The following is a 20,005-nucleotide window of genomic DNA, read 5'->3' as shown; positions in this document are numbered from 1 at the left end:
AGGGTGTGACCGATCACTTCGCGACTCCGGTCGACCGGGAGCGGCACCGGCTGCTCGCCGGCGAGAGCCGGGTGCGGGTCCTGGAGGCGCTGCGCGCCGCACCCGCACCGCTGACCATCCTCGAGCTCGCCGACCTGGTGGACCTGCACCCGAACACGGTCCGGATGCACCTCGCCCAGCTGGTCGACGCCGGCCTCGCCACCGGTCGGCGGGAGGCTCGGGACCGACCCGGTCGGCCTCGACTGGTGTACGACGCGGTCGCAGCGACGTCCGAGGAGCCGGACGCCGGCCCCGACGACGAGAGCAGCTATCGACTGCTCGCGGAGGTGCTCGTCAACCACGTGGAGCAGACCGCGCCCGAGCCGGTCGCCGAGGCCACCGCGGCCGGCCGCGCCTGGGGTCGGACCCTGGCCCGGGAGCCGTCGGCGCCCCCGTCGGCGGAGCGGGCCACGGCCGACCTGACCGGCCTGCTCGACCGGTTCGGCTTCGCGCCGCACCCGACCGACGCCGGCCGGACCATCGAGCTGCACCGGTGCCCGTTCCGCCAGGTCGCCGAGCAGCACAGCCCGGTGGTGTGCGGGGTGCACCTCGGCCTGATGCAGGGTGCGCTCGAGCGCAACGGCGCGCCGATCCGCACCGGCGCGCTCGAGCCGTTCGTGACGCCGGAACTGTGCCTGGCCCGCCTCGAGCCGGTCCCGACCGGAGGCGACGGGCAGGCCGCCTGACCGTGCCCGCCGGACCGTCGAGCCCGGCGGCGGCGGGTGGTCCACCGTTCCGCCGACCCGAGTCGGTGGAGGAGCCACCGCCGGCCGCGGACACCCGCCCGACGGCCGGCTCCGGATCGGGGCTCAGGAACGGGCGATCAGCTCCGCGATCTGGACGGTGTTGAGCGCGGCGCCCTTGCGCAGGTTGTCGCTGGAGACGAAGAGGGCCAGGCCGCGGTCGTCGTCGACACCCGGGTCCTGACGCAGCCGACCGACGTACGACGGGTCCCGGCCCGCAGCGTGCAGCGGCGTCGGAATGTCGGCGAGCTCGACGCCCGGCGCGGCCGCGAGCAGCTCGCGGGCGCGCTCGACCGGCATCGAGCGCGCGAACTCGGCGTTGATCGCCAGCGAGTGGCCCGTGAAGACAGGCACCCGCACGCAGATGCCCGACACCTTGAGGTCCGGGATGCCGAGGATCTTGCGCGACTCGTGGCGCAGCTTCTGCTCCTCGTCGGTCTCGTTGAGCCCGTCGTCGACGATCGAGCCGGCCATCGGGAGCACGTTGTAGGCGATGTTCCGCACGTACGTGCTCGGCTCGGGGAACGCGACCGCCTCGCCGTCGTAGGCCAGCTCCCGCGCCTTGTCACCCACGGCCGCGACCTGGGTCGCGAGCTCCTCGACGCCGGCGACGCCGGAGCCGGAGACGGCCTGGTACGTCGACGCGATCAGCCGGACCAGCCCGGCCTCCGCGTGCAGCGGCTTGAGCACCGGCATCGCGGCCATCGTGGTGCAGTTGGGGTTGGCGATGATGCCGCGACCCGCCGTGATGACGCCGGCGGCGGCCTCCGGGTTGACCTCGGAGACGACCAGCGGGATGTCGGGGTCCTTGCGGAACGCGCTGGAGTTGTCGACGACGATCACGCCGGCGTCCGCGAACGACGACGCGAGCGCCCGCGAGGTGGTGGCGCCGGCCGAGAACAGCGCGATGTCGAGGCCCGACGGGTCGGCGGTGGCGGCGTCCTCGACGACGATCTCACGTCCACCGAAGGGCAGCACCGTGCCCGCGGAGCGGGCCGAGGCGAAGAAGCGGACCTCGTCGACGGGGAAGGCCCGCTGCTCGAGGATCTGGCGCATCGCGACACCCACCTGGCCGGTAGCACCGACCACACCGAGGTTCACGCCCATGACTATCGCCCGGTCCCGCCGTAGACGACCGCCTCGACCTCGGTCGAGTCGAGGTCGAACGCCGTGTGCGTCGCGCGGACGGCGTCGTCGACCTGCGCCTCGTCGACGATCACCGAGATCCGGATCTCGGAGGTGGAGATCATCTCGATGTTCACGCCGGCGGCCGCGAGCGAGGCGAAGAACTTCGCGGTGATGCCCGGGTGCGAGCGCATGCCGGCGCCGATCAGCGAGACCTTGCCGATCTGGTCGTCGTACAGCAGTTTGTCGTAGCCGACCTCGTCCTGGATCCGGGCGAGCGCGCCCATCGCGGTCTGGCCGTCGGAGCGCGGCAGCGTGAACGAGATGTCGGTGAGGCCGGTGGCGGCGGCGGAGACGTTCTGCACCACCATGTCGAGGTTGACCTCCGTGGCCGACAGCGCCTCGAAGATGCGGGCGGCCTCGCCCACCTTGTCGGGCACGCCGACGACGGTGATCTTGGCCTCGCTGCGGTCGTGGGCCACGCCGGCGATGATCGCCTGCTCCATCTCAACTTCTCCTGCTCGGCGGTCCGGGATGACCCAGGTGCCCTCCTTCTCGCTGAAGGAGGAGCGCACGTGGATCGGCATGTTGTAACGGCGGGCGTACTCGACGCACCGCAGGTGGAGGATCTTGGCGCCCGAGGCCGCCATCTCGAGCATCTCCTCGGTGGAGACCTGCGCGAGCTTGCGGGCGGCGGGGACGATGCGGGGGTCGGCGGTGAAGACACCGTCGACGTCGCTGTAGATCTCGCAGACGTCGGCCCCGAGCGACGCGGCCAGCGCGACCGCCGTCGTGTCGGAGGCGCCCCGGCCCAGGGTCGTGACGTCCTTGGTGTCCTGCGAGACACCCTGGAAGCCCGCGACGATCGCGATCGCGCCGTCGGCGAGAGCCGCCTCGATCCGGCCGGGCGTGATGTCGATGATCTTGGCCTTGCCGTGCGCCGAGTCGGTGATCACGCCGGCCTGCGACCCGGTGAACGACCGGGCCTTGTAGCCCAGCTGCGAGATCGCCATCGCGACCAGCGCCATCGAGATGCGCTCACCCGCGGTGAGCAGCATGTCGAGCTCGCGCGGCGGCGGCAGCGGGGTGACCTGCTCGGCGAGGTCGCGCAGGTCGTCGGTCGTGTCGCCCATGGCCGAGACCACGACGACGACGTCGTGGCCGGCCTTGCGCGTGTTGACGATGCGCTGCGCGACGCGCTTGATGCCGGTGGCGTCGGCAACGGACGATCCGCCGTACTTCTGCACGACAATGCCCACGATGCGGTCCTCGAGGTCGGGGAAGTTCCGCCGCCGATTCTATCGAGCGTCCGGCTCGCCCGACTCGAGCATCTCATCGGCGACGGCGAGCTGCTCCTCCTCCTCGACGAGCGGGTCGGTGTCGAGCCGGTCGTGGGAGACGACGGAGAGCAGCGCGTTCAGCGCCGCACCGGCGAGGTTGCCCCACGAGGAGACGTAGGAGAACTGCCACCACCACAGCGCCTCGGAGACGTTGCCGAGCCGGTAGTGGCGTAGGCCGTTCTCGAGATCGGTCGCGATGCTGGTCAGGTCGTCGGAGAGCTGGCTCTCGACGATCTCGGGCACGTACGGGTCGAACACGAAGGAATAGGTGTCGACCCCGCCCAGCATGCCGGCGAGCGCGAGGCGCATCTCGTCGAGGTCGGCCTCCGGCCCCACGTCGGGCTGGTACTCCGCGGCGGGCGTGAAGTCCTGCTGGGCGCCCAGGCGGGCACCGGCGAGGAGCACCTGGCTGATCTCGAGCAGCAGCAGCGAGATCGCCCGGCCGCCGTCGGCCTCGCGCGCGATCGCGCGCAGCGCAAGCAGGAAGCTCTCGACCTGGTCGGAGATCTGGCTCGCGAACTCCCGGGTCTCGGGGTCCAGCGTGCCCAGCTCGGGCTTGGTGTCAGTCATCTGCGGATCGTCTCCCTGCAAACGCTCGGCCGAGGGTCACTTCGTCGGCGTACTCGAGGTCGCCGCCTACCGGCAGTCCACTCGCCAAACGCGTCACGCGCAACCCGAGCGGCTTCAGCATCCGCGTGAGGTACGTCGCTGTCGCCTCGCCCTCGAGGTTGGGGTCGGTCGCGAGGATGATCTCGGTGAGGTTGCCGTCGGAGAGGCGGACCATCAGCTCCCGGATGCGCAGCTGGTCGGGCCCGATGCCGTCGATCGGCGAGATCGCCCCGCCCAGCACGTGGTAGCGGCCCCGGAACTCGCGGGTCCGCTCGATCGCGACGACGTCCTTGTACTCCTCCACGACGCACAGCACCGTCGGGTCGCGGCGCGGGTCCCGGCAGATGCGGCACTGCTCGTCCTCGGAGACGTTGAAGCAGGTGCTGCAGAACTTCACCTTCGCCTTGACCTCGATCAGCACGTCGGCGAGCCGACGTACGTCGGTCGGGTCAGCCTGGAGCAGGTGGAACGCGATGCGCTGGGCGCTCTTCGGACCCACGCCCGGCAGCCGGCCGAGCTCGTCGATCAGGTCCTGGACGATGCCTTCGTACAACGTGACCTCTAGAAGCCGAGCTGGCCGGGGGCATCGCCCCCGGGCAGGCCGCCACCCGGCAGGCCGCCGGCGAGCGGACCGAGCGCCTCGCCGGCGAGCGCGTCGGCGTTCGCCTTCGCGTCGCGGTAGGCGGCCACGATCATGTCGCCGAGGTCGGCCAGGTCGTCGGGGTCGCTCCCGTCGAAGCCGCCGGCCTTGATCTCGACGCCGACGAGCTCGCCGACGCCGTTGACCTTGACCGTGACGGCACCGCCGGCGACCGTGCCGTCGACGACGCTCTCCTGCAGGCGCGCCTGCGCGTCCTGGAGCTGCTCCTGCATCTGCTGGGCCTGCTGGAGCAGGGCGTTCATGTCGAAGCCACCGCCGCCCAGGGCATCGAAGGGGTTCTGGCTCATGTGGTGCTGCCTCTCGTCACTGGTGGCGGATCTCCTCGATCATCTGGGCGCCGAGCTCGCGCTGGAGCAGCTCGGTGGCGCTCATGCCCTGGTGATCGGCGTCCAGGTCGTCGGGGTGGGCGTCGGCGTCGGCCGAGGCCCAGTCGGGGCCGGACGGCTCGGGCTGATGGTCGGCGGAGCGGGTCTGCTGGATCGCCTCCCGCGCGGCAGCGCTGGCACTCGGCCCGCCGGGTTCGGCGGGCTCGGCGGGTGGCTGCTGGGGCGCCTGCTGGGGTGGCGGCTCGGGCGCAGGCGGCGCTGCGGCCGGCTCCGCGACCGCGGACCGGGTCACCGCCGGCGTGCCCTCGGCCTGGGCACCGGGGTCGACGATGGTCTCGATCTTCCACTCCGCGCCGACCACGTCGATCGCAGCCTGGCGCAGCACGTCGTCGCAGCCCGCGCTGACGAACGAGTCGCGGGCGCCGGAGTTCGCGAAGCCGAGGGTCAGGGTGGTCCCGTCGACCGCGACCACCTGGCAGTTCTGGGTCAGGTGCATCCAGGCGAGGCGGCGGCGCAGCTTGGTGGCGTCGACGATGTCGGGCCACAGCCGGCGTACGTCGACGAGCGACAGGCTGCCCGATGCCGCCGGCGCCGGCGCGGGTGTCGGGGCGGGCTCGGGTGGCGCCTCGACGACCGGCTCGGGCGCGGGAGCCGGCTCGGCCGTCGTACCGGACACGGGCTCGGACACGGGCTCGGGCACGGGGGCGGGCTCGGTGGCCGGTGGGGCCACGGGCTCCGGGCGCGCGGCGGCCGGGTCGGGGGCGTCCGGCCGGTGGGCGGGTGCCACCGGCCGGTCCTGAGCGGGCGGCGCGGGCGGTGCCGACGTCGGCGTGGGCGCGCCCCCGCTGATCGTCAGCCGCTTCTCCAGCCGGTCGAGCCGGGCCAGCACACCGTCGGTCGCGTGGTCGGCACCCGGCAGCAGCACCCGGGCGCAGAGGAGCTCGAGCAGCAGCCGCGGCGCGGTCGCGCCCCGCATCTCGGTGAGCCCGGACGCGACGATGTCGGCCGCGCGGCTGAGCTCGGCCGGGCCGAAGCGCGCCGCCTGGGCGACCAGCCGCTCGCCCTGGTCCTCGGAGACGTCGATCAGCCCGGTGGCGGGCGCGTCGGGGACGGCCGCGACGATCACCAGGTCGCGCAGCCGGCGCAGCAGGTCCTCGGTGAACCGGCGTGGGTCCTGCCCGGTCTCGATCACCCGGTCGACCACGCCGAAGACCGCGGCGCCGTCACCGGCCGCGAAGGCGTCGACGACGTCGTCGAGCAGCGTGTCGGGGGTGTAGCCGAGCAGCCCGGTCGCGAGCTCGTAGGTCACCCCCGCCGAGCCGGCACCGCCGAGCAGCTGGTCGAGGACCGAGAGCGTGTCGCGGGCCGACCCGCCACCGGCGCGCACCACCAGGGGCAGGGCCGCCGGGTCGAGGGTGACGCCCTCCTTGTCGCACAGCTCGGAGAGGTACGACGACAGCAGCCGCGGCGGGATCAGCCGGAACGGGTAGTGATGGGTGCGCGACCGGATCGTCGGCAGCACCTTGTCGGGCTCGGTGGTCGCGAAGATGAAGCGCAGGTGGGGCGGGGGCTCCTCGACGAGCTTGAGCAGGGCGTTGAAGCCCTGCGTCGTGACCATGTGGGCCTCGTCGATGATGTAGACCTTGTAGCGGCTCTTCACCGGCGCGAAGAAGGCCTTCTCGCGCAGGTCGCGGGCGTCGTCGACACCGCCGTGGGAGGCCGCGTCGATCTCGATCACGTCGATCGAGCCGGGGCCGCCCCGGGCCAGGTCGCGGCAGCTCTCGCACTCCCCGCACGGGTCGGCCACCGGCGCCCGCTCGCAGTTGAGCGCACGCGCCAGGATGCGGGCGCTGGTGGTCTTGCCGCAGCCGCGCGGCCCGGAGAACAGATAGGCGTGGTTGACCCGGTTGTTCGCCAGCGCGGCCCGCAGCGGCTCGGTCACGTGGTCCTGGCCGATGACCTCGGCGAAGGACTCGGGCCGGTAGCGGCGGTACAGCGCGAGAGGGGACTCCACGCATGAACCCTAACCAGCGGCACCGACAGCCGGTAGCGGGCGGGGGAAGCGGGTTGCCGTCTCCGCTGTAACGCCGGGTTATCCGCTGTTCCCACCGTGCTGCAACATGGTGGGAACAGCAGATAACCCGGCGTTACATGCGTGAGCCGCGCCGGGTCGACGCCCTGGCAGGCTCAGGCACCGGGACGTGAAAAGGCCCCCCGCGCACCCGACAGAGCTCGCTTACCCTTGCTGCCTTCCGGCCCTGGGGGAGTTGGGCAAGATGCCGCCACACGGGGGGTTGGCCCCGAGTGTAGGTGAGCCCCCGGCAGCGCTCCAAGACGGGCCTCCTCCGAGCGGCCGACACACCGACCCGACCACGAACCGGTCGATTTCGCAGCGTCGTACGGCGCCCGGTAGCCTCCTCCCGGAGGTATCGCCTAGTGGCCTATGGCGCTCGCTTGGAAAGCGGGTTGGGTTAACGCCCTCGGGGGTTCGAATCCCCCTACCTCCGCCAGGTAGCCGCGTCGTCCGCCTCAGGACGGTCTCCACACCCTCCTGAGACGGACGACCCGGCTTCATCCTCAGGCGGCGAGAGCGCGGCCTCGCGCGACAGCGTGACGCCGCACCCGAGGAGCCGCAGCCAGGTCTCCGGTACGACGACCGCCCGGTGGTCGCCGTAGCCGAGCGCGGCCGCGGCGTCGTCGCCGACCAGCCGGTTCGCCCGGCCCCGGGCGTCGACGAGGTACGGCGCACCCCGGTCGGGGTCGGTCCAGCCTCCGGAGAGCACGTGGGCGCCGCGGCCCGGCACCACGTCCACGTCCCGCTCACCCGCGAGCACGTCGGCGGCGCCGGCGGACGCACCCGGGGTGCCCAGCCGCACCGCCGGGACGGCACCGGCCTCGGCCACCAGCTCGGCGCACGGCTCGTCGACGGCGGCGTCCGGCACGGTGGCCGGCCAGCCGGCGCCCTCGAGCACCGCGTCGCCGCGCGGCACCCGGGGCGCCGTGTCGACGACCTCGGGCGCGACCACCCGGTCGTCGGGGGCGACCACGTTGCGGTAGACGGTCGCCGCGAACTCGGTCAGCGCCACGGGGCCGCTCTCGGTCAGCAGCAGCCGCTCCTCGCCGGTCATCAGCAGGTCGCCGATCTCATGGGCGCCGATCGCGCCGGCCGCGTACTCGGGAGTCGAGCCGTAGCCGGTGAGCCCGAAGCTCCGCCAGTCCAGCGGAGCGCCGACCGGGAAGAGGTCGATCCAGGCCCGGTCGACCGGGATCGCGGCAGCGGTGGTCTGGAGGCCGAGGGCCGCCAGCAGGTTGTCGGTCTGGTCGCCCGGTGCGCCCATCGGGAGCAGCACCGCACCGCCGCCGGAGAGCTCGTCGCTCGGCACCACGACGAAGAGCTCGCCGCCGTTGCTGACGGTCACGCCCCGCGCCCCGGCGGGCAGCAGGTCGGGTCGTTCGGCGATCCGCAGCCTGATGCCGGCGCCGGCGGCCGTGCAGGCCGTCCAGCCGCTGTCGACCAGCCGGTCCGGCGCCGGCAGGCTCGCCGGTGCGTCGACGATGCCGAGGTCGTCGCCGATGCGTTGCTCGTCGATGGCTTCCTGCTCGACGAGCGTCGGCTCGGCGTCGCCGTCGAGGATCAGCCTGGCGCTGGTGGCGTTGACGACCGGCCGCAACTCAGGGTCGTCGCCGACGACGACGTACGCCGCACCGGTGTCCTTCGAGACGACCAGGCCCCGGCGCATCCAGTTGTCGGGCGCGGCCGGTGCGAGCACGCCGGCGATCGCGACGCCCGCGGCGACGAGCACCGCCAGCACCGCGCCCCCGACGATCGATCGGCCCGGTCGCGCCGGCTCGGCCTCCCGTGCGCCCGGGGCACCGGACAGGAACGCGGTGACCAGGCGCCGGCGGCCGAAGGAGAAGGCCTCGACGAGCTCCTTCCTGGTGGCCATCAGCCGCGGATCGCGGAGAGGACGCCGGTGGCGACGACGAGCAGCGGCAGCAGGGCCGCGAGCCCGACGCTCTCGGCGAGGTCGCTGAGCCGGCCGCGGCGTACCGACGGCGTACGCCGGACCAGCGCCTGCGGCAGCAGGACGGCACCGCTCACGACCAGCAGCACCGCGACCGCGGGTCGCCAGTCGGGCTCGAGCCAGAGCGCCGCGACCGCGGCGGAGAGCAGGCCGAGGAGACCCGCGCCGAGCCCGACGATGACCTCCGCCTCGGCGCGATGCCGCCGGGTGCGCAGCATCACGACGGCGCAGCAGGCCACGACCAGGATCGCGCCGGCGCCGCCGAGCGACACCGCGAACGGCGCGATCAGCACCAGCAGCAGGCCGACGCTCGCCGAGACCGCGGCCAGGATCTCGTGGGCCAGCCGAGCGTCGGCCGCGACCCGATCGGCGTCGACGGGCCGAGGCTCGGCGGCGATGTCGGCGTGGAGCAGGTCGACGGAGGTCCCCGCGGCACCCAGGGCGAGCCACGGGAACGCGATGCCGGCGAGCACGACGAGCACGAGCGCGACCGTCAGCACGACGGCAGGCCCGACGTCGGCGACCTCGCGCAGCAGCCCGACGGCGAGGAAGGTCGCACCGGACACGACCGGCGGCAGCACCAGCACTCGCCCGTCGCCGAGGCCCAGCAGGCAGATCAGCCCGACGCCGAGTGCGGCGGCCGAGGCGGCGATCGCGGGCGGGCCGAGCAGCACGCCCGCGACCGCGGCGTACAGCGCGGCGGTCCAGGCGACCACGACCGCGGCGTCCCGCTCGTGGACGACCCGGGAGAGCACGATCGCGCCGGCCGCCAGCCCGGCCGCGATCACGGCGGCGGCGACGCCGGCGAACGGCGACCCGCGCTGGAGCAGCAGGGCCGCGGCGCCGAGCGCCAGCGACAGCCCCGCCGCGCCGAGGGCGGTACGCCGGCCCGCGGCGGCCGGCCAGGGCGTCAGCTCGCGCTCGACCGCGTCGGCCATCGCCTCGACGACGTCGTCGTAGATCCGGGGCGGCTCGTCGTCCACCCCCGCGGCCATCGTGAGCAGGCCGCCGTCCGCGACGCCCTGACTCACCAGACCGGCGTCGGCGGCGAGCCGGCGGCCACCCGCCGTGACGAGGCGGTAGCCGCCGTGGACGGTCCCGGGGTCGAGGAGGCCGACGCTGCGGGCCAGCTCGGGCACCAGCTCGGCGACGGGGACGGCGCCGGGCAGCACCAGGTCGACGCACCGGGTGCCCGATGCGACCGTGACCCGCACCAGCGCCGGGCCGCTCACCCTCGGATGCCGAACGACGCCGCTCCCCGGGCGTCGGCGGCCTGGTACTCGGCGTTCGAGTGGTGGACGGTCGTGCTCGTGTCGTGCAGGAGGGTCTTCATCTCCTGCATCGCGGTGTCCCACGTGGCCTTGGCGACGACGTAGGCCTGCTGGGCGTTGCCGGTCCAGTCGCTGCGCAGCGGGGCCAGCTCCGCCTCGAGCTGGTCGAGCCGGCCGTCGATCTTATGGACGGCGTCGGCGAGGTCCTGGGCGGCCGTCTCGAGGCCGGCATGGTGGACGCGGAGTCCGTCGAGGGTCATCTCGCTCACTTCCTTCGTTCCGGGCCGGTCAGCCGAGCCGGCCGGCCATCGTCGAGTAGGCGGCGGACTGCGCCTGGTCGGTGTCGAGGTTGTCCTTCTCCGTCGCGGTCAGCGACGCCTCGAACTCGTCGAGCGCGCCGGTGATCACGCGCTGCCGGTCCGTCCACGCCCGGTGCAGCGCGAGGAAGGCGGTGCCACCGGCCCCGGCCCACCTGCCCTGGAGGCCGGAGATCCGGCCCTCGAGAGCCTTGCTCAGCCCGTCGAAGTCCTGCTTGGCGGCGGCCACGAGCGCCGCGGCCTTGGTGAGCGTGCCCTCACCCTGTCCCATCTCTGCTGCGCCCGACATGGCGTCAACTCCTTCTCCACCGGGCCGCGTCGCCGCCCGAGACCGAATCCGATTCCGGTGCCTGAGCCCGTTCCCGCACCGGACAGGACTCGCTTGCCCGGGTCGAGGGGCCACAAACCCGTCTCCACAGCCCCGGCCGGCAAGGGAATCTCCCCTGTGGATCACGGGGTGGACCGGTCCCGAGCGGGTAGTTCCGAGGAGCAGGAGAGGAGGGCGCGTTGACGACGCTGCGCAGGACGAGACCGGACCGGCCGGAGCTGCCGTCGGGCGAGCTCGTGCTCCGGCCACCCCCGCGGATCCTCCCGGCCGAGGGCGCCGGAGGCGTGCTGATGAACGCCATCCCGATGCTCGGCAGCCTCGGTTCGATCGTGCTCGTGGCGACCATGAGCCGCACCGAGGGCGGCCGGGCCTTCGTCGCGGCGGGGCTGTTCGTCTTCGCCACGGTCGGCTTCGTCGTCGTCCAGATCGACCGACAGCGCCGGCAGCGCGAGCAGCGGACCAGCGGCTCGCGCGCCGACTACCTCCGCTACCTCGCCGGCGTCCGCGAGCAGGTCCGCGACGCCGCGGCCCAGCAGCATCGGGCGCTCACCTGGCGCCACCCCGAGCCGGCGGCACTCCCGGCGCTGGCCGCGGCGCGGTCGCGGCTGTGGGAGCGCGACGGCGCCGACCCCGGCTCCCTCGAGGTGCGGTACGGCGTCTGCGCGCAGCCGCTCGCACTCGCGCTGGTGCCACCCGAGGGCACGCCGGGCGACCAGGCCGATCCGGTGTCGGCATCGGCGCTGCACCGCCTGCTCGCGGTCCACGGGCTCCAGCCCGACCTGCCCGCGTCGATCGACCTGCGCACCTTCGACCGCATCGAGGCCTGCGGTCCGGCGGAGCCGGCGCGGTCCCTGGCTCGGTCGCTGATCTGCTCGGCGGCGGCGTTCCACGCCCCCGAGCAGCTGGCGGTCGCCGTCCTCGCCTCCGAGCAGAACCTCGCCCACTGGGACTGGGTCAAGTGGCTCCCCCACGCCCACAGCGGCCGGCGATCCGACGCCGTCGGCCCGATGCGGATGGTCTCGACGTCGCTGGTCGACCTGGCCGGGCTGCTGCCCGCCGACCTGCCCGACCGTCCCCGGTTCGGCGCCGAAGGGCGGCCCGCGACCCCGCACCTGATGCTCGTCATCGACGGGGGCGAGCTGCCACCGGGCAACCACGTCGTACCGCCCGAGGGTCTGCACGGGGTCACGCTCGTCGACCTGCCCGTCCGCTGGGACGAGCTGGAGGACCCGAGCCGGCTGCGGCTCGAGTTCGACGAGACCTCCGGCCCGGACGCGCAGGGCCGGCACCCCGTCCTCGCGCTGCGGCCACGTGAGGAGCCGATCCGAGCGCACGCCGACGCGTGCCCCCTCGCGACCGCCGAGGCGTTCGCCCGACGGCTGACGGCGCTGCGCACGGCGTCGTCCGAGGTGGTCGGGTCGGGCGGCGAGGTCGCCGCGCCCGACGACCTCATGGAGCTCCTCGGACTCGGCGACGTCCGCTCGCTCGACCCGGCCCGCGCCTGGCGACCGCGGCCCGCGCGCGACCGGTTGCGGGTGCCGATCGGACTCGGCGACGACGGCGCGCCGGTGCACCTCGACCTCAAGGAGTCCGCCCAGCAGGGCATGGGGCCGCACGGCCTGGTGATCGGCGCGACCGGCTCGGGCAAGTCGGAGCTCCTGCGCACCCTGGTGCTCGGCCTCGCGACGACCCACTCCCCCGAGCAGCTGAACATGGTGCTGGTCGACTTCAAGGGCGGCGCGACGTTCGCGGGCCTGGCCGGCCTGCCCCACGTCTCGGCCGTGATCACCAACCTGGCCCAGGAGCTCACGCTCGTCGACCGCATGCAGGACGCGCTCTCGGGCGAGATGGTGCGCCGCCAGCAGCTGCTGCGCGACGCGGGCGACGTCGCGTCGGTGCGCGACTACGAGCGGGCCCGGGCGGCCGGCGAGCGACTGGCTCCGCTGCCGTCGCTGCTCATCGTGGTCGACGAGTTCTCCGAGATGCTGTCGGCGAAGCCGGAGTTCGCCGACCTCTTCGTCGCGATCGGCCGGCTCGGCCGCTCGCTCGGCCTGCACCTGCTGCTCGCCTCGCAGCGGCTCGAGGAGGGGCGCCTGCGGGGACTGGAGTCCCACCTGTCCTACCGGATCGGGCTGCGCACCTTCAGCGCCACCGAGTCGCGCGCGGTGCTCGGCGTCCCCGACGCCTACGAGCTGCCGCCCGTCCCCGGCCTCGGCTACCTCAAGCCCGACCCGGCGATCCTGCTGCGGTTCCAGGCGGCGTACGTCTCCGGTGCGCCGAGATCCCGCCTCCCACCGGTACGTCGCGACGAGGGCAGCCGTGCACACGGCATCCTGCCGTTCACGATCTCGGAGGTGCGGAGCCTCGACGTCGCCGCCCCCGATCCCGAGCCCGCACCGCCGACACCCGAGGTCGGCGAGTCGCTGCTCTCGGTCGCGGTGCGCCGCCTGGCCGGGCACGGCCCGGCCGCCCACCAGGTCTGGCTGCCGCCCCTGGACCGGCCGGACACCCTCGACCGGCTGATGCCCGACCTGGCCCCCGCCGCACGGCTCGGCCTGGTCTCCGAGCGGTGGCGTCGCCGCGGCGGCCTCGTCGTACCGCTCGGCACCGTCGACCGGCCGCGCGAGCAGCGCCGCGACCCGCTCACCGTCGACCTGTCGGGCGCCGGCGGGCACGTCGCGGTCGTCGGCGGTCCGCGCAGCGGCAAGAGCACCCTGCTGCGCACGATCGTCACCAGCCTGTCGCTGACCGCGACGCCGCGCGAGTCGCAGTTCCTCGTGCTCGACTTCGGCGGCGGGACGTTCGCGCCGTTCGCCGGGCTGCCGCACGTCGCGGGCGTCGGCACGCGCGCCGAGCCCGACGTCGTACGCCGGATCGTCGCCGAGGTCCGCGGCATCGTCGACCGGCGCGAGGCGCACTTCCGCGCGCACGGGATCGACTCGATCGAGACCTACCGCTCGTGGCGCGCGGACGGGCGCACCGACGACGGGTACGGCGACGTGTTCCTGGTCGTCGACGGCTGGAGCACGCTGCGCGCCGACTTCGACGACCTCGAGGCCGGGATCCAGCAGCTCGCGGCCCGCGGCCTGACGTACGGGCTGCACGTCATCGTGGGCGCCGCCCGGTGGGCCGACTTCCGGGCCTCGATGCGCGACCTCCTGGGCACTCGGCTGGAGCTGCGGCTCGGCGACCCGATGGACTCCGAGATCGACCGCAGTGTCGCGGCCCTGGTGCCGACGGGACGCCCCGGGCGCGGCCTGGTGCCGGGCGCGCTGCACTTCCTCGCGGCGCTCCCGCGCATCGACGGCGACCCCGATGCCGACACGCTCGGCGCGGGCGTCTCGGACCTGGTCGCGCGGTCGAACGCCGCCTGGGCCGGTCCGCCGGGGCCGAAGCTGCGACTGCTGCCCGGGCTCGTCGCGCTCGACGACGTCCGCGCGCGGGCCGGGAGCCCCGGACCCGCACTCCTGCTCGGCGTGGCCGAGCAGGATCTCGACCCGGTCGCGCTCGACGTCGCCGCCGAGCCGCACCTGCTGATCCTCGGCGACGGCGGGTCCGGCAAGAGCGCCGCGCTGCGGACCTACGCCCACGAGGCGATGCGCACGCGCACCCCCGCGGACGCCCAGCTGGTGGTCGTCGACTACCGGCGCTCGCTGCTCGGTGAGGTGCCGGAGGAGTACCTCCTCGACCACCTCACCTCCGGCACCCGGGCGCAGCCCGCACTGCGCGACCTCGCGGCGTACCTCGAGGGCCGGCTCCCCGGCCCCGACGTCACGTCCGAGCAGCTGCGCAACCGGTCGTGGTGGACCGGCGCCGAGGTGTTCGTGCTGGTGGACGACTACGACCTGGTCGCCACCCCGCAGGGCTCGCCGCTGCACGCGCTGGTGCCGCTGCTGCCGCAGGCCCGCGACGTCGGACTGCACGTCGTCGTCGCCCGCCGCTCGGGCGGCGCCTCCCGGGCGATGTACGAGCCGGTGATCCAGTCCCTGCGCGACCTCGCGATGCCCGGCCTGCTGCTCTCCGGCAGTCCCGACGAGGGCCCGCTGCTCGGCGGCCAGCGGCCGCAGCCGGCACCGCCCGGTCGCGGCCGGCTGGTCACCCGCGACCGGGGCGTCGAGGTGGTGCAGCTGGCGTGGACCGAGGCGTCGCAGTGACCGACTTGGCCGGTGGTTTCGAGGCTCAGGCGCCAGGGCGCCTTCACACCTCAACCACCGTCGGCGACGTCACACGTGGGTGTGCTCACCGGGCCCCTTGACCTGCAGGCCGGGCAGGTCGGCGAGGTCGTAGGTGATCTCGAAGGTACGGCGGTAGCCGGTGTGCGCGACCCGCCAGCCGTCGGGCGTGCGCCGGTAGCGGTCGTCGTAGAACGCCGCGCCCTCGAGCATGAACCGGAACGCCGGCACGATCACCTTGTCCTGGAGGTACCAGCGTGCCGTGGCGGTGTCGCCGTCGACCTCGATCTCGGGGTGGTGCACCTGGTGCAGGGTGAGGAGCCCCTCGCCGAGGTTCTCGCGCATGTAGGAGACCAGCGCGGCCCGGTCCTCGAAGACCAGGCCGTTGTAGTCGCCGGTCGCCTCGGGCAGGAAGCAGTCGGCGAAGGCGTCCCAGTCCTTGGTGTCGAGGGTGCGCAGGTAGCGGTACTTCAGCTGGCTGATCGCGGTGATGTCGTCCACGAACTAGAACGTATTCCAGTTCGGTCCGCGGTGCCGACCGAAACGTGTGACGCGGCCGTAACCCGGAGTCAACCTGCCGGCGATGTGAACGATCCAACCTGGGTACCGGCGGTCGTCCCACCACCGACGGCGGCCCACCGATGTCGATCACCACCGACCCAGGAGGCAGCAGATGAACGAGCGGACCACCCCCAACGACTTCGAGCGGCACGGCACCCAGCGGACCCGGCTGCGCGAGCGGCACCCGGCCGCCCTGGCGTCGCTGCTGGACGAGCGCACCGACCTGCGCGGCGTCCACGCCCTGGCGGACCACTTCGACGACGCGATCCGCTGGTCGGCCTGACCCAGCCCTGACCCAGGCCCGGGCCCGACCCGGGGCCGGCGTTCGGAGCGCGTCGTTATAGTCGCGCCCGTGATCTTCAAGCGCGTCGGCGTCGGGCGGCCGTACCCCGATCACGGGCTCTCGTCCCGGGCCTGGGCCGACGTGCCGCCGCGCCAGGTGCGCCTGGACCAGCTGGTCACCACGAAGGACACGCTCCAGCTCGCGGCCCTGCTCGACGAGGACTCGACGTTCTACGGCGACCTGTTCGCGCACGTCATCGAGTGGCAGGGCGAGTACTACCTGGAGGACGGGTTGCACCGGGCGCTGCGCGCCGCCCTCCAGCAGCGCCTCGTCCTGCACGCCCGCGTGCACGCAGTGGAGGGCTGATGAGCCAGCCGACGACCCCGCTGAGCCAGGGCGCCCGCACCGCCCTGACCCTCGCCATCCTCTGCCTGCTGCTCGTCGTGGCCGCGATCTGGGGCTGGAGCGCGACGACGAAGCCGCTGCCCGCCAAGGTCGACAGCCCGATCTGCGTGTCCACGCCGGTCAGCGCCGGCTCCGACCTGTACCGGCAGCAGGTCACCGTGAGCGTGTACAACGCCGGCCAGCGCGACGGGCTCGCGGGCCGAACGATGCAGCTGTTCGTCGACGCCGGCTTCAGCGAGGGCACCTCCGGCAACGCCCGGTCGGCGAAGGTACGCCGGGTCGCGATCTGGACGACCGAGCCGGAGAGCCCCGCGGTCCAGCTGGTCGCGAGCTACCTCCCGGGCGTCGAGATCGAGCGCCGCGACGGCATCGGGGCCGGCGTCACCGTGCTCGTCGGGGACGACTTCGGCTCCACGAAGCTGGCCGCGGGCGAGCAGTCCGTGACGGTCGAGTCGGACACCGAGGTCTGCAGCCCCCCGGTGGGCTGACGGCCGGCCAGGCGGCCGGCATGGCGGCCGGCATGGCGGTCAGCGTTGCGGCCGACCCTTCCGGTCGCCGAGCCACTGGGCCAGCCGGCCGTGCGCGCTCACCTGGCGCAGCCGCTCCTCGGTCTGCTCGCGGAGCTTGCGAGGCGTGACGACCAGCAGGTCGTCGCCGTGCCGCAGCACGGTACGGCGCTCGGGGACGATCGTCTGGCCGTCGCGGATCACCATCGACACCGAGGCCCCCGGCGGCAGCCGCAGCTCGCCGACCTCGACGCCGTGCATCCGGGAGCTCGGGCTGATCGACACCTGGAGCAGGTCGGCCGCGACCCGCTCCAGGGGCGCCGCCTCGACGTCGAGGCCGCGCGGCTCGGAGCGGCGCGCGACCTTGAGCACCCGGGCCACGGCCGGCAGGGTCGGGCCGGTGAGCACGGTGTAGATGACGACCATCACGAAGACGATGTCGAAGAGCCGCTCGGCCTGGTCGACGCCCTCGGCGAGCGGGATCGTCATCAGCACGATCGGCACGGCGCCACGCAGGCCCGCCCAGGAGATGAACGCGAGCTCGCGCCGCGGCATCGGCTGCACGATCGAGCTGACCAGCACCGACACGGGCCGCGCCACCAGGGTCAGGATCAGGCCGGCGACCACGGCGAGACCGACGATCTCGAGGTTGATCCGCCCCGGAGACAGCAGCAGGCCGAGCATCACGAACAGCCCGATCTGCGCCAGCCACGCCAGGCCCTCGGCGAACGAGCGGGTGGCGGCACGGTGGGGCAGCTCCGAGTTCCCGAGCACCAGCCCGGCGACGTACACCGCGGCGAAGCCGGAGGCGTGGACCGACGTCGCGATGCCGTACCCGAGGAAGGCGAGAGTCAGCACGGCCAGCGGGTAGAGGCCGGAGGACGGCAGCGCCGCGCGGCGCATCACCCAGGCGCCGCCGAACCCGGCCGCCAGACCGATCAGGGTGCCGGCGGCGAGCTCGTAGCCGATGATGCCGACCAGCCCCAGCGGGCCGTGCTCGTCGACGGCGCCCGAGGACACCAGCGTGACGAGTACGACGGTCGGGGCATCGTTGAGACCGGACTCGGTCTCCAGCGAGCCCGTGAGCTTCTTCGGGAGCGGCACCACGCGCAGCACGGAGAACACCGCGGCCGCGTCGGTCGGCGACGTCACGGCGCCCAGGATCACCGCGAGCTCCCACGGCAGCCCGAGGATGTAGTGCGCACCGAGCGCGACGATGAGCACCGAGATCGCGACGCCGATGGTCGCCAGCGAGACGCCGAGCCGGATCGAGGCCCGCATCTCGTGCCAGTTGGTGGTCAGGCCACCCTCGGCGAGGATGACCGCGAGGGCGGCGAAGCCCAGCGCGTGCGCGAGCTCGGCGTTCTCGAACTGGATGCCGAGGCCGGCCTCGCCCAGGACCACGCCCATGAGCAGGTACATCAACAGGCTGGGCAGACCGGCCTTCGACGAGACCCGGACGGCCAGGATGGCGAGGAGGGTGACGGCCGACCCGACCAGCACGAACATGTCGAGGTCGTGGACGTCGAACGACACAGGCCTACCTTGGCGATCGTCGGGCGGGGCCGCATTCTATCGGTGCCGGGTCGACCACCTGTCGACGGTGTCCGACTCGTCGCCAACAAATGGAACTTGTTCTAGATTTGCCCCATGAGCAGCGGAACCGCCATCCCCGAGGCCCTCGACGCCTCCGTGCTGACCGACGACACGGAGCGGTACGACGTCGTCGTCGTCGGCTTCGGCATCGCGGGCGGCTGCGCGGCCCTCGAGGCGGCGCGCGCCGGGGCGCGGGTGCTGCTGCTCGAGCGGGCCTCCGTGCACGGCGGCACGTCGTCGATGTCGGGCGGCCACTTCTACCTCGGCGGCGGCACGCCCGTGCAGCAGGCGACCGGCTGGTCGGACTCCGCCGACGAGATGTACGCCTACCTCGTGTCCGTCTCCAAGGAGCCGGAGCACGAGAAGATCCGCGCCTACTGCGACGGGTCGGTCGAGCACTTCGGGTGGCTCGAGGCGCTGGGCTTCGAGTTCGAGCGGTCCTACTACCCCGAGAAGGCGGTGATCCAGCCCGGCACCGAGGGGCTGATGTTCACCGGCAACGAGAAGGTCTGGCCGTTCAAGGAGCAGGCCGCGCCCGCACCGCGCGGCCACAAGGTGCCGGTGCCCGGCGACACCGAGGGCACCAAGATGGTGATGGACCTGCTGCGCGCGCGGGTCGACGAGGCGGGCGTCGAGGTCCGCTACGAGACCGGGGCGACCAACCTCGTCGTGTCGTCCGGCGCCGTCGTGGGCGTCGCGTGGCGGTCGTTCGACTCGACCGGTGTCATCGCGGCCCCGGCCGTGGTGCTCGCGGCCGGCGGCTTCGTGATGAACCCGGACATGGTCGCGGCGTACACGCCCGCCCTCGCCGAGAAGCCGTTCACGCTGGGCTCGACGTACGACGACGGCCTGGGCATCCGGCTCGGCGCGTCGGCCGGCGCGGAGCTCAAGCACATGGACGAGCCGTTCATCACCGCGCCGTTCTACCCGCCGTCGGCGCTGATGACGGGCTTCATCGTGAACAAGCGGGGCGAGCGGTTCGTGGCCGAGGACTGCTACCACTCGCGCACGTCGCAGTTCGTGATGGAGCAGGAGGACCACGCGGCGTACCTGATCGTCGACAGCGAGCATGTCGAGTACCCGAAGTTCCCCCTGGTGCCGCTGATCGACGGCTTCGAGACCATCGCCGAGCTCGAGTCCGCGCTCGGGCTGCCGGCGGGCTCGGTCGCGGCCACGCTCGAGCGCTACAACAAGATGGCCGCCGCCGGCGAGGACCTCGACTTCCACAAGTCGCCCGACTGGCTCGCCCCGCAGGACGCCGGCCCTTGGGCGGTCTTCGACCTCCGGCTCGGCCACGCGATGTACGCCGGCTTCACCCTCGGCGGCATCCGGGTCTCGGTCGACGGCGAGGCGCTGCGCGCCGACGGCTCGGGGGTCCCCGGCCTGTACGCCGCCGGCGCGTGCGCGTCCAACATCGCCCAGGACGGCAAGGGCTACTGCTCCGGCACCCAGCTCGGCGAGGGCTCGTTCTTCGGCCGCCGGGCGGGGCGAGCCGCCGCGATCCGAGCTCGCGAGGATCGCGAGTAGCGGCGAAGGTCGAGGAGCGTCGGGTCGAGCCGTCGCTGCCCGAGCTCGCGAGGGCAGTGAGAAGCGGCGAAGGTTGAGGAGCGTCGGGTCGAGCCGCCGCCGCCCGAGCTCGCGAGGGCAGCGAGAAGCGGCGAAGGTTGAGGAGCGTCGGGTCGAGCCGCCGCCGCCCGA

General features: G+C 73.5%; 18 protein-coding genes, 1 tRNA gene and 1 other RNA gene. 7 read left to right on the top strand and 13 right to left on the bottom strand.

The window, feature by feature from the left end; translation table 11 throughout:
• The first annotated feature begins 5 nt into the window (after positions 1-5).
• The gene (locus KM427_RS02645; protein WP_215526166.1) at positions 6-725 is read left to right on the top strand and encodes a helix-turn-helix transcriptional regulator; all 720 of its coding nucleotides are present in this window, start codon (positions 6-8) and stop codon (positions 723-725) included.
• Between the two features lie 123 nt (positions 726-848).
• On the opposite strand, the gene KM427_RS02640 is transcribed toward KM427_RS02645, so the two are convergent.
• The 7 genes from KM427_RS02640 to ffs form a co-directional block, all read right to left on the bottom strand.
• Positions 849-1,889, bottom strand: coding sequence for an aspartate-semialdehyde dehydrogenase (locus tag KM427_RS02640; protein ID WP_215526165.1), 1,041 nt, complete (start codon positions 1,887-1,889; stop codon positions 849-851).
• A gap of 2 nt (positions 1,890-1,891) precedes the next feature.
• Entirely contained in the window at positions 1,892-3,166 is a 1,275-nt protein-coding gene (locus tag KM427_RS02635; RefSeq protein WP_183592485.1) for an aspartate kinase, read from the bottom strand.
• 39 nt (positions 3,167-3,205) lie between these two features.
• The gene (locus tag KM427_RS02630) at positions 3,206-3,817 is read right to left on the bottom strand and encodes a DUF5063 domain-containing protein (protein ID WP_183592484.1); all 612 of its coding nucleotides are present in this window, start codon (positions 3,815-3,817) and stop codon (positions 3,206-3,208) included.
• Positions 3,810-4,409, bottom strand: a complete 600-nt coding sequence (recR, locus tag KM427_RS02625) for a recombination mediator RecR (RefSeq protein WP_215526164.1) — start codon at positions 4,407-4,409, stop codon at positions 3,810-3,812. The genes KM427_RS02630 and recR overlap by 8 nt, the downstream gene beginning before the upstream one ends.
• Before the next feature lie 8 nt (positions 4,410-4,417).
• Positions 4,418-4,804: a YbaB/EbfC family nucleoid-associated protein gene (locus KM427_RS02620; RefSeq protein WP_183592482.1), complete on the bottom strand. Its 387-nt coding sequence runs from the start codon at positions 4,802-4,804 to the stop codon at positions 4,418-4,420.
• Between the two features lie 16 nt (positions 4,805-4,820).
• Positions 4,821-6,857 carry a DNA polymerase III subunit gamma and tau gene (locus KM427_RS02615; RefSeq protein WP_215526163.1) on the bottom strand — a complete coding sequence of 679 codons (2,037 nt, stop codon included), beginning with the start codon at positions 6,855-6,857 and terminating at the stop codon, positions 4,821-4,823.
• Positions 6,858-7,048: 191 nt separating this feature from the next.
• Positions 7,049-7,139: signal recognition particle sRNA small type (ffs, locus tag KM427_RS02610), an RNA gene on the bottom strand.
• 126 nt (positions 7,140-7,265) lie between these two features.
• On the opposite strand from ffs, the gene KM427_RS02605 reads away from it, so the two are divergent.
• Positions 7,266-7,353, top strand: a tRNA-Ser gene (locus tag KM427_RS02605).
• Here KM427_RS02605 and eccB read toward each other — a convergent pair.
• Genes eccB through KM427_RS02585 form a run of 4 tightly spaced genes read right to left on the bottom strand, consistent with a single transcriptional unit; the run spans position 7,342 to position 10,745 of the window.
• Positions 7,342-8,790: a type VII secretion protein EccB gene (gene eccB / locus KM427_RS02600; protein WP_215526162.1), complete on the bottom strand. Its 1,449-nt coding sequence runs from the start codon at positions 8,788-8,790 to the stop codon at positions 7,342-7,344. The two genes, KM427_RS02605 and eccB, sit on opposite strands and share 12 nt — an antisense overlap.
• Positions 8,790-10,100 (bottom strand): type VII secretion integral membrane protein EccD, encoded by a 1,311-nt coding sequence (gene eccD / locus KM427_RS02595; protein ID WP_215526161.1) that lies wholly within the window; start codon positions 10,098-10,100, stop codon positions 8,790-8,792. The genes eccB and eccD overlap by 1 nt, the downstream gene beginning before the upstream one ends.
• Positions 10,097-10,399 carry a WXG100 family type VII secretion target gene (locus tag KM427_RS02590; RefSeq protein WP_252275359.1) on the bottom strand — a complete coding sequence of 101 codons (303 nt, stop codon included), beginning with the start codon at positions 10,397-10,399 and terminating at the stop codon, positions 10,097-10,099. Before KM427_RS02590 ends, eccD begins: the two co-directional genes overlap by 4 nt.
• A 28-nt stretch (positions 10,400-10,427) precedes the next feature.
• Positions 10,428-10,745 (bottom strand): WXG100 family type VII secretion target, encoded by a 318-nt coding sequence (locus tag KM427_RS02585; protein WP_215526159.1) that lies wholly within the window; start codon positions 10,743-10,745, stop codon positions 10,428-10,430.
• A gap of 218 nt (positions 10,746-10,963) precedes the next feature.
• On the opposite strand from KM427_RS02585, the gene eccCa reads away from it, so the two are divergent.
• Entirely contained in the window at positions 10,964-14,938 is a 3,975-nt protein-coding gene (gene eccCa, locus KM427_RS02580; RefSeq protein WP_215526158.1) for a type VII secretion protein EccCa, read from the top strand.
• 69 nt (positions 14,939-15,007) lie between these two features.
• Here the strand turns inward: eccCa and KM427_RS02575 are convergent, their stop codons facing one another.
• Positions 15,008-15,457, bottom strand: a complete 450-nt coding sequence (locus KM427_RS02575) for a nuclear transport factor 2 family protein (RefSeq protein ID WP_215526157.1) — start codon at positions 15,455-15,457, stop codon at positions 15,008-15,010.
• Between the two features lie 172 nt (positions 15,458-15,629).
• Between KM427_RS02575 and KM427_RS02570 the strand changes: the two genes are divergently transcribed.
• The 3 genes from KM427_RS02570 (at position 15,630) to KM427_RS02560 (ending at position 16,693) form a co-directional block, all read left to right on the top strand.
• Positions 15,630-15,800: a hypothetical protein gene (locus tag KM427_RS02570; protein WP_215526156.1), complete on the top strand. Its 171-nt coding sequence runs from the start codon at positions 15,630-15,632 to the stop codon at positions 15,798-15,800.
• A gap of 69 nt (positions 15,801-15,869) precedes the next feature.
• A complete protein-coding gene (locus KM427_RS02565) occupies positions 15,870-16,166 on the top strand; it encodes a type II toxin-antitoxin system VapB family antitoxin (protein ID WP_215526155.1) in 297 nt (98 codons plus the stop codon).
• The gene (locus KM427_RS02560) at positions 16,166-16,693 is read left to right on the top strand and encodes a LytR C-terminal domain-containing protein (protein ID WP_252274987.1); all 528 of its coding nucleotides are present in this window, start codon (positions 16,166-16,168) and stop codon (positions 16,691-16,693) included. Before KM427_RS02565 ends, KM427_RS02560 begins: the two co-directional genes overlap by 1 nt.
• Before the next feature lie 39 nt (positions 16,694-16,732).
• On the opposite strand, the gene KM427_RS02555 is transcribed toward KM427_RS02560, so the two are convergent.
• The gene (locus tag KM427_RS02555; RefSeq protein WP_215527494.1) at positions 16,733-18,220 is read right to left on the bottom strand and encodes a potassium/proton antiporter; all 1,488 of its coding nucleotides are present in this window, start codon (positions 18,218-18,220) and stop codon (positions 16,733-16,735) included.
• 141 nt (positions 18,221-18,361) lie between these two features.
• Here KM427_RS02555 and KM427_RS02550 point away from each other — a divergent pair, with 141 nt between their 5' ends.
• Positions 18,362-19,834, top strand: coding sequence for an FAD-binding protein (locus KM427_RS02550; protein ID WP_215526154.1), 1,473 nt, complete (start codon positions 18,362-18,364; stop codon positions 19,832-19,834).
• Positions 19,835-20,005: the final 171 nt, after the last annotated feature.

Source organism: Nocardioides sp. LMS-CY (assembly GCF_018732145.1).
In the GTDB taxonomy this organism is placed as follows: domain Bacteria; phylum Actinomycetota; class Actinomycetes; order Propionibacteriales; family Nocardioidaceae; genus Nocardioides; species Nocardioides soli.
Note: the sequence above shows the minus strand (reverse complement) of the source record. Positions and strands in the feature narration are given on the sequence as shown.

Bases quoted from the DNA above. Each gene is read 5' to 3' on its own strand.
- KM427_RS02555 (WP_215527494.1), bottom strand. From the start codon at position 18,220: ATGTTCGTGCTGGTCGGGTCGGCCGTCACCCTCCTCGCCATCCTGGCC.
- KM427_RS02550 (WP_215526154.1), top strand. From the start codon at position 18,362: ATGAGCAGCGGAACCGCCATCCCCGAGGCCCTCGACGCCTCCGTGCTG.
- KM427_RS02630 (WP_183592484.1), bottom strand. From the start codon at position 3,817: ATGACTGACACCAAGCCCGAGCTGGGCACGCTGGACCCCGAGACCCGG.
- KM427_RS02560 (WP_252274987.1), top strand. From the start codon at position 16,166: ATGAGCCAGCCGACGACCCCGCTGAGCCAGGGCGCCCGCACCGCCCTG.
- KM427_RS02585 (WP_215526159.1), bottom strand. From the start codon at position 10,745: ATGTCGGGCGCAGCAGAGATGGGACAGGGTGAGGGCACGCTCACCAAG.
- KM427_RS02590 (WP_252275359.1), bottom strand. From the start codon at position 10,399: ATGACCCTCGACGGACTCCGCGTCCACCATGCCGGCCTCGAGACGGCC.
- KM427_RS02620 (WP_183592482.1), bottom strand. From the start codon at position 4,804: ATGAGCCAGAACCCCTTCGATGCCCTGGGCGGCGGTGGCTTCGACATG.
- eccB (WP_215526162.1), bottom strand. From the start codon at position 8,790: ATGGCCACCAGGAAGGAGCTCGTCGAGGCCTTCTCCTTCGGCCGCCGG.
- KM427_RS02640 (WP_215526165.1), bottom strand. From the start codon at position 1,889: ATGGGCGTGAACCTCGGTGTGGTCGGTGCTACCGGCCAGGTGGGTGTC.
- KM427_RS02570 (WP_215526156.1), top strand. From the start codon at position 15,630: ATGAACGAGCGGACCACCCCCAACGACTTCGAGCGGCACGGCACCCAG.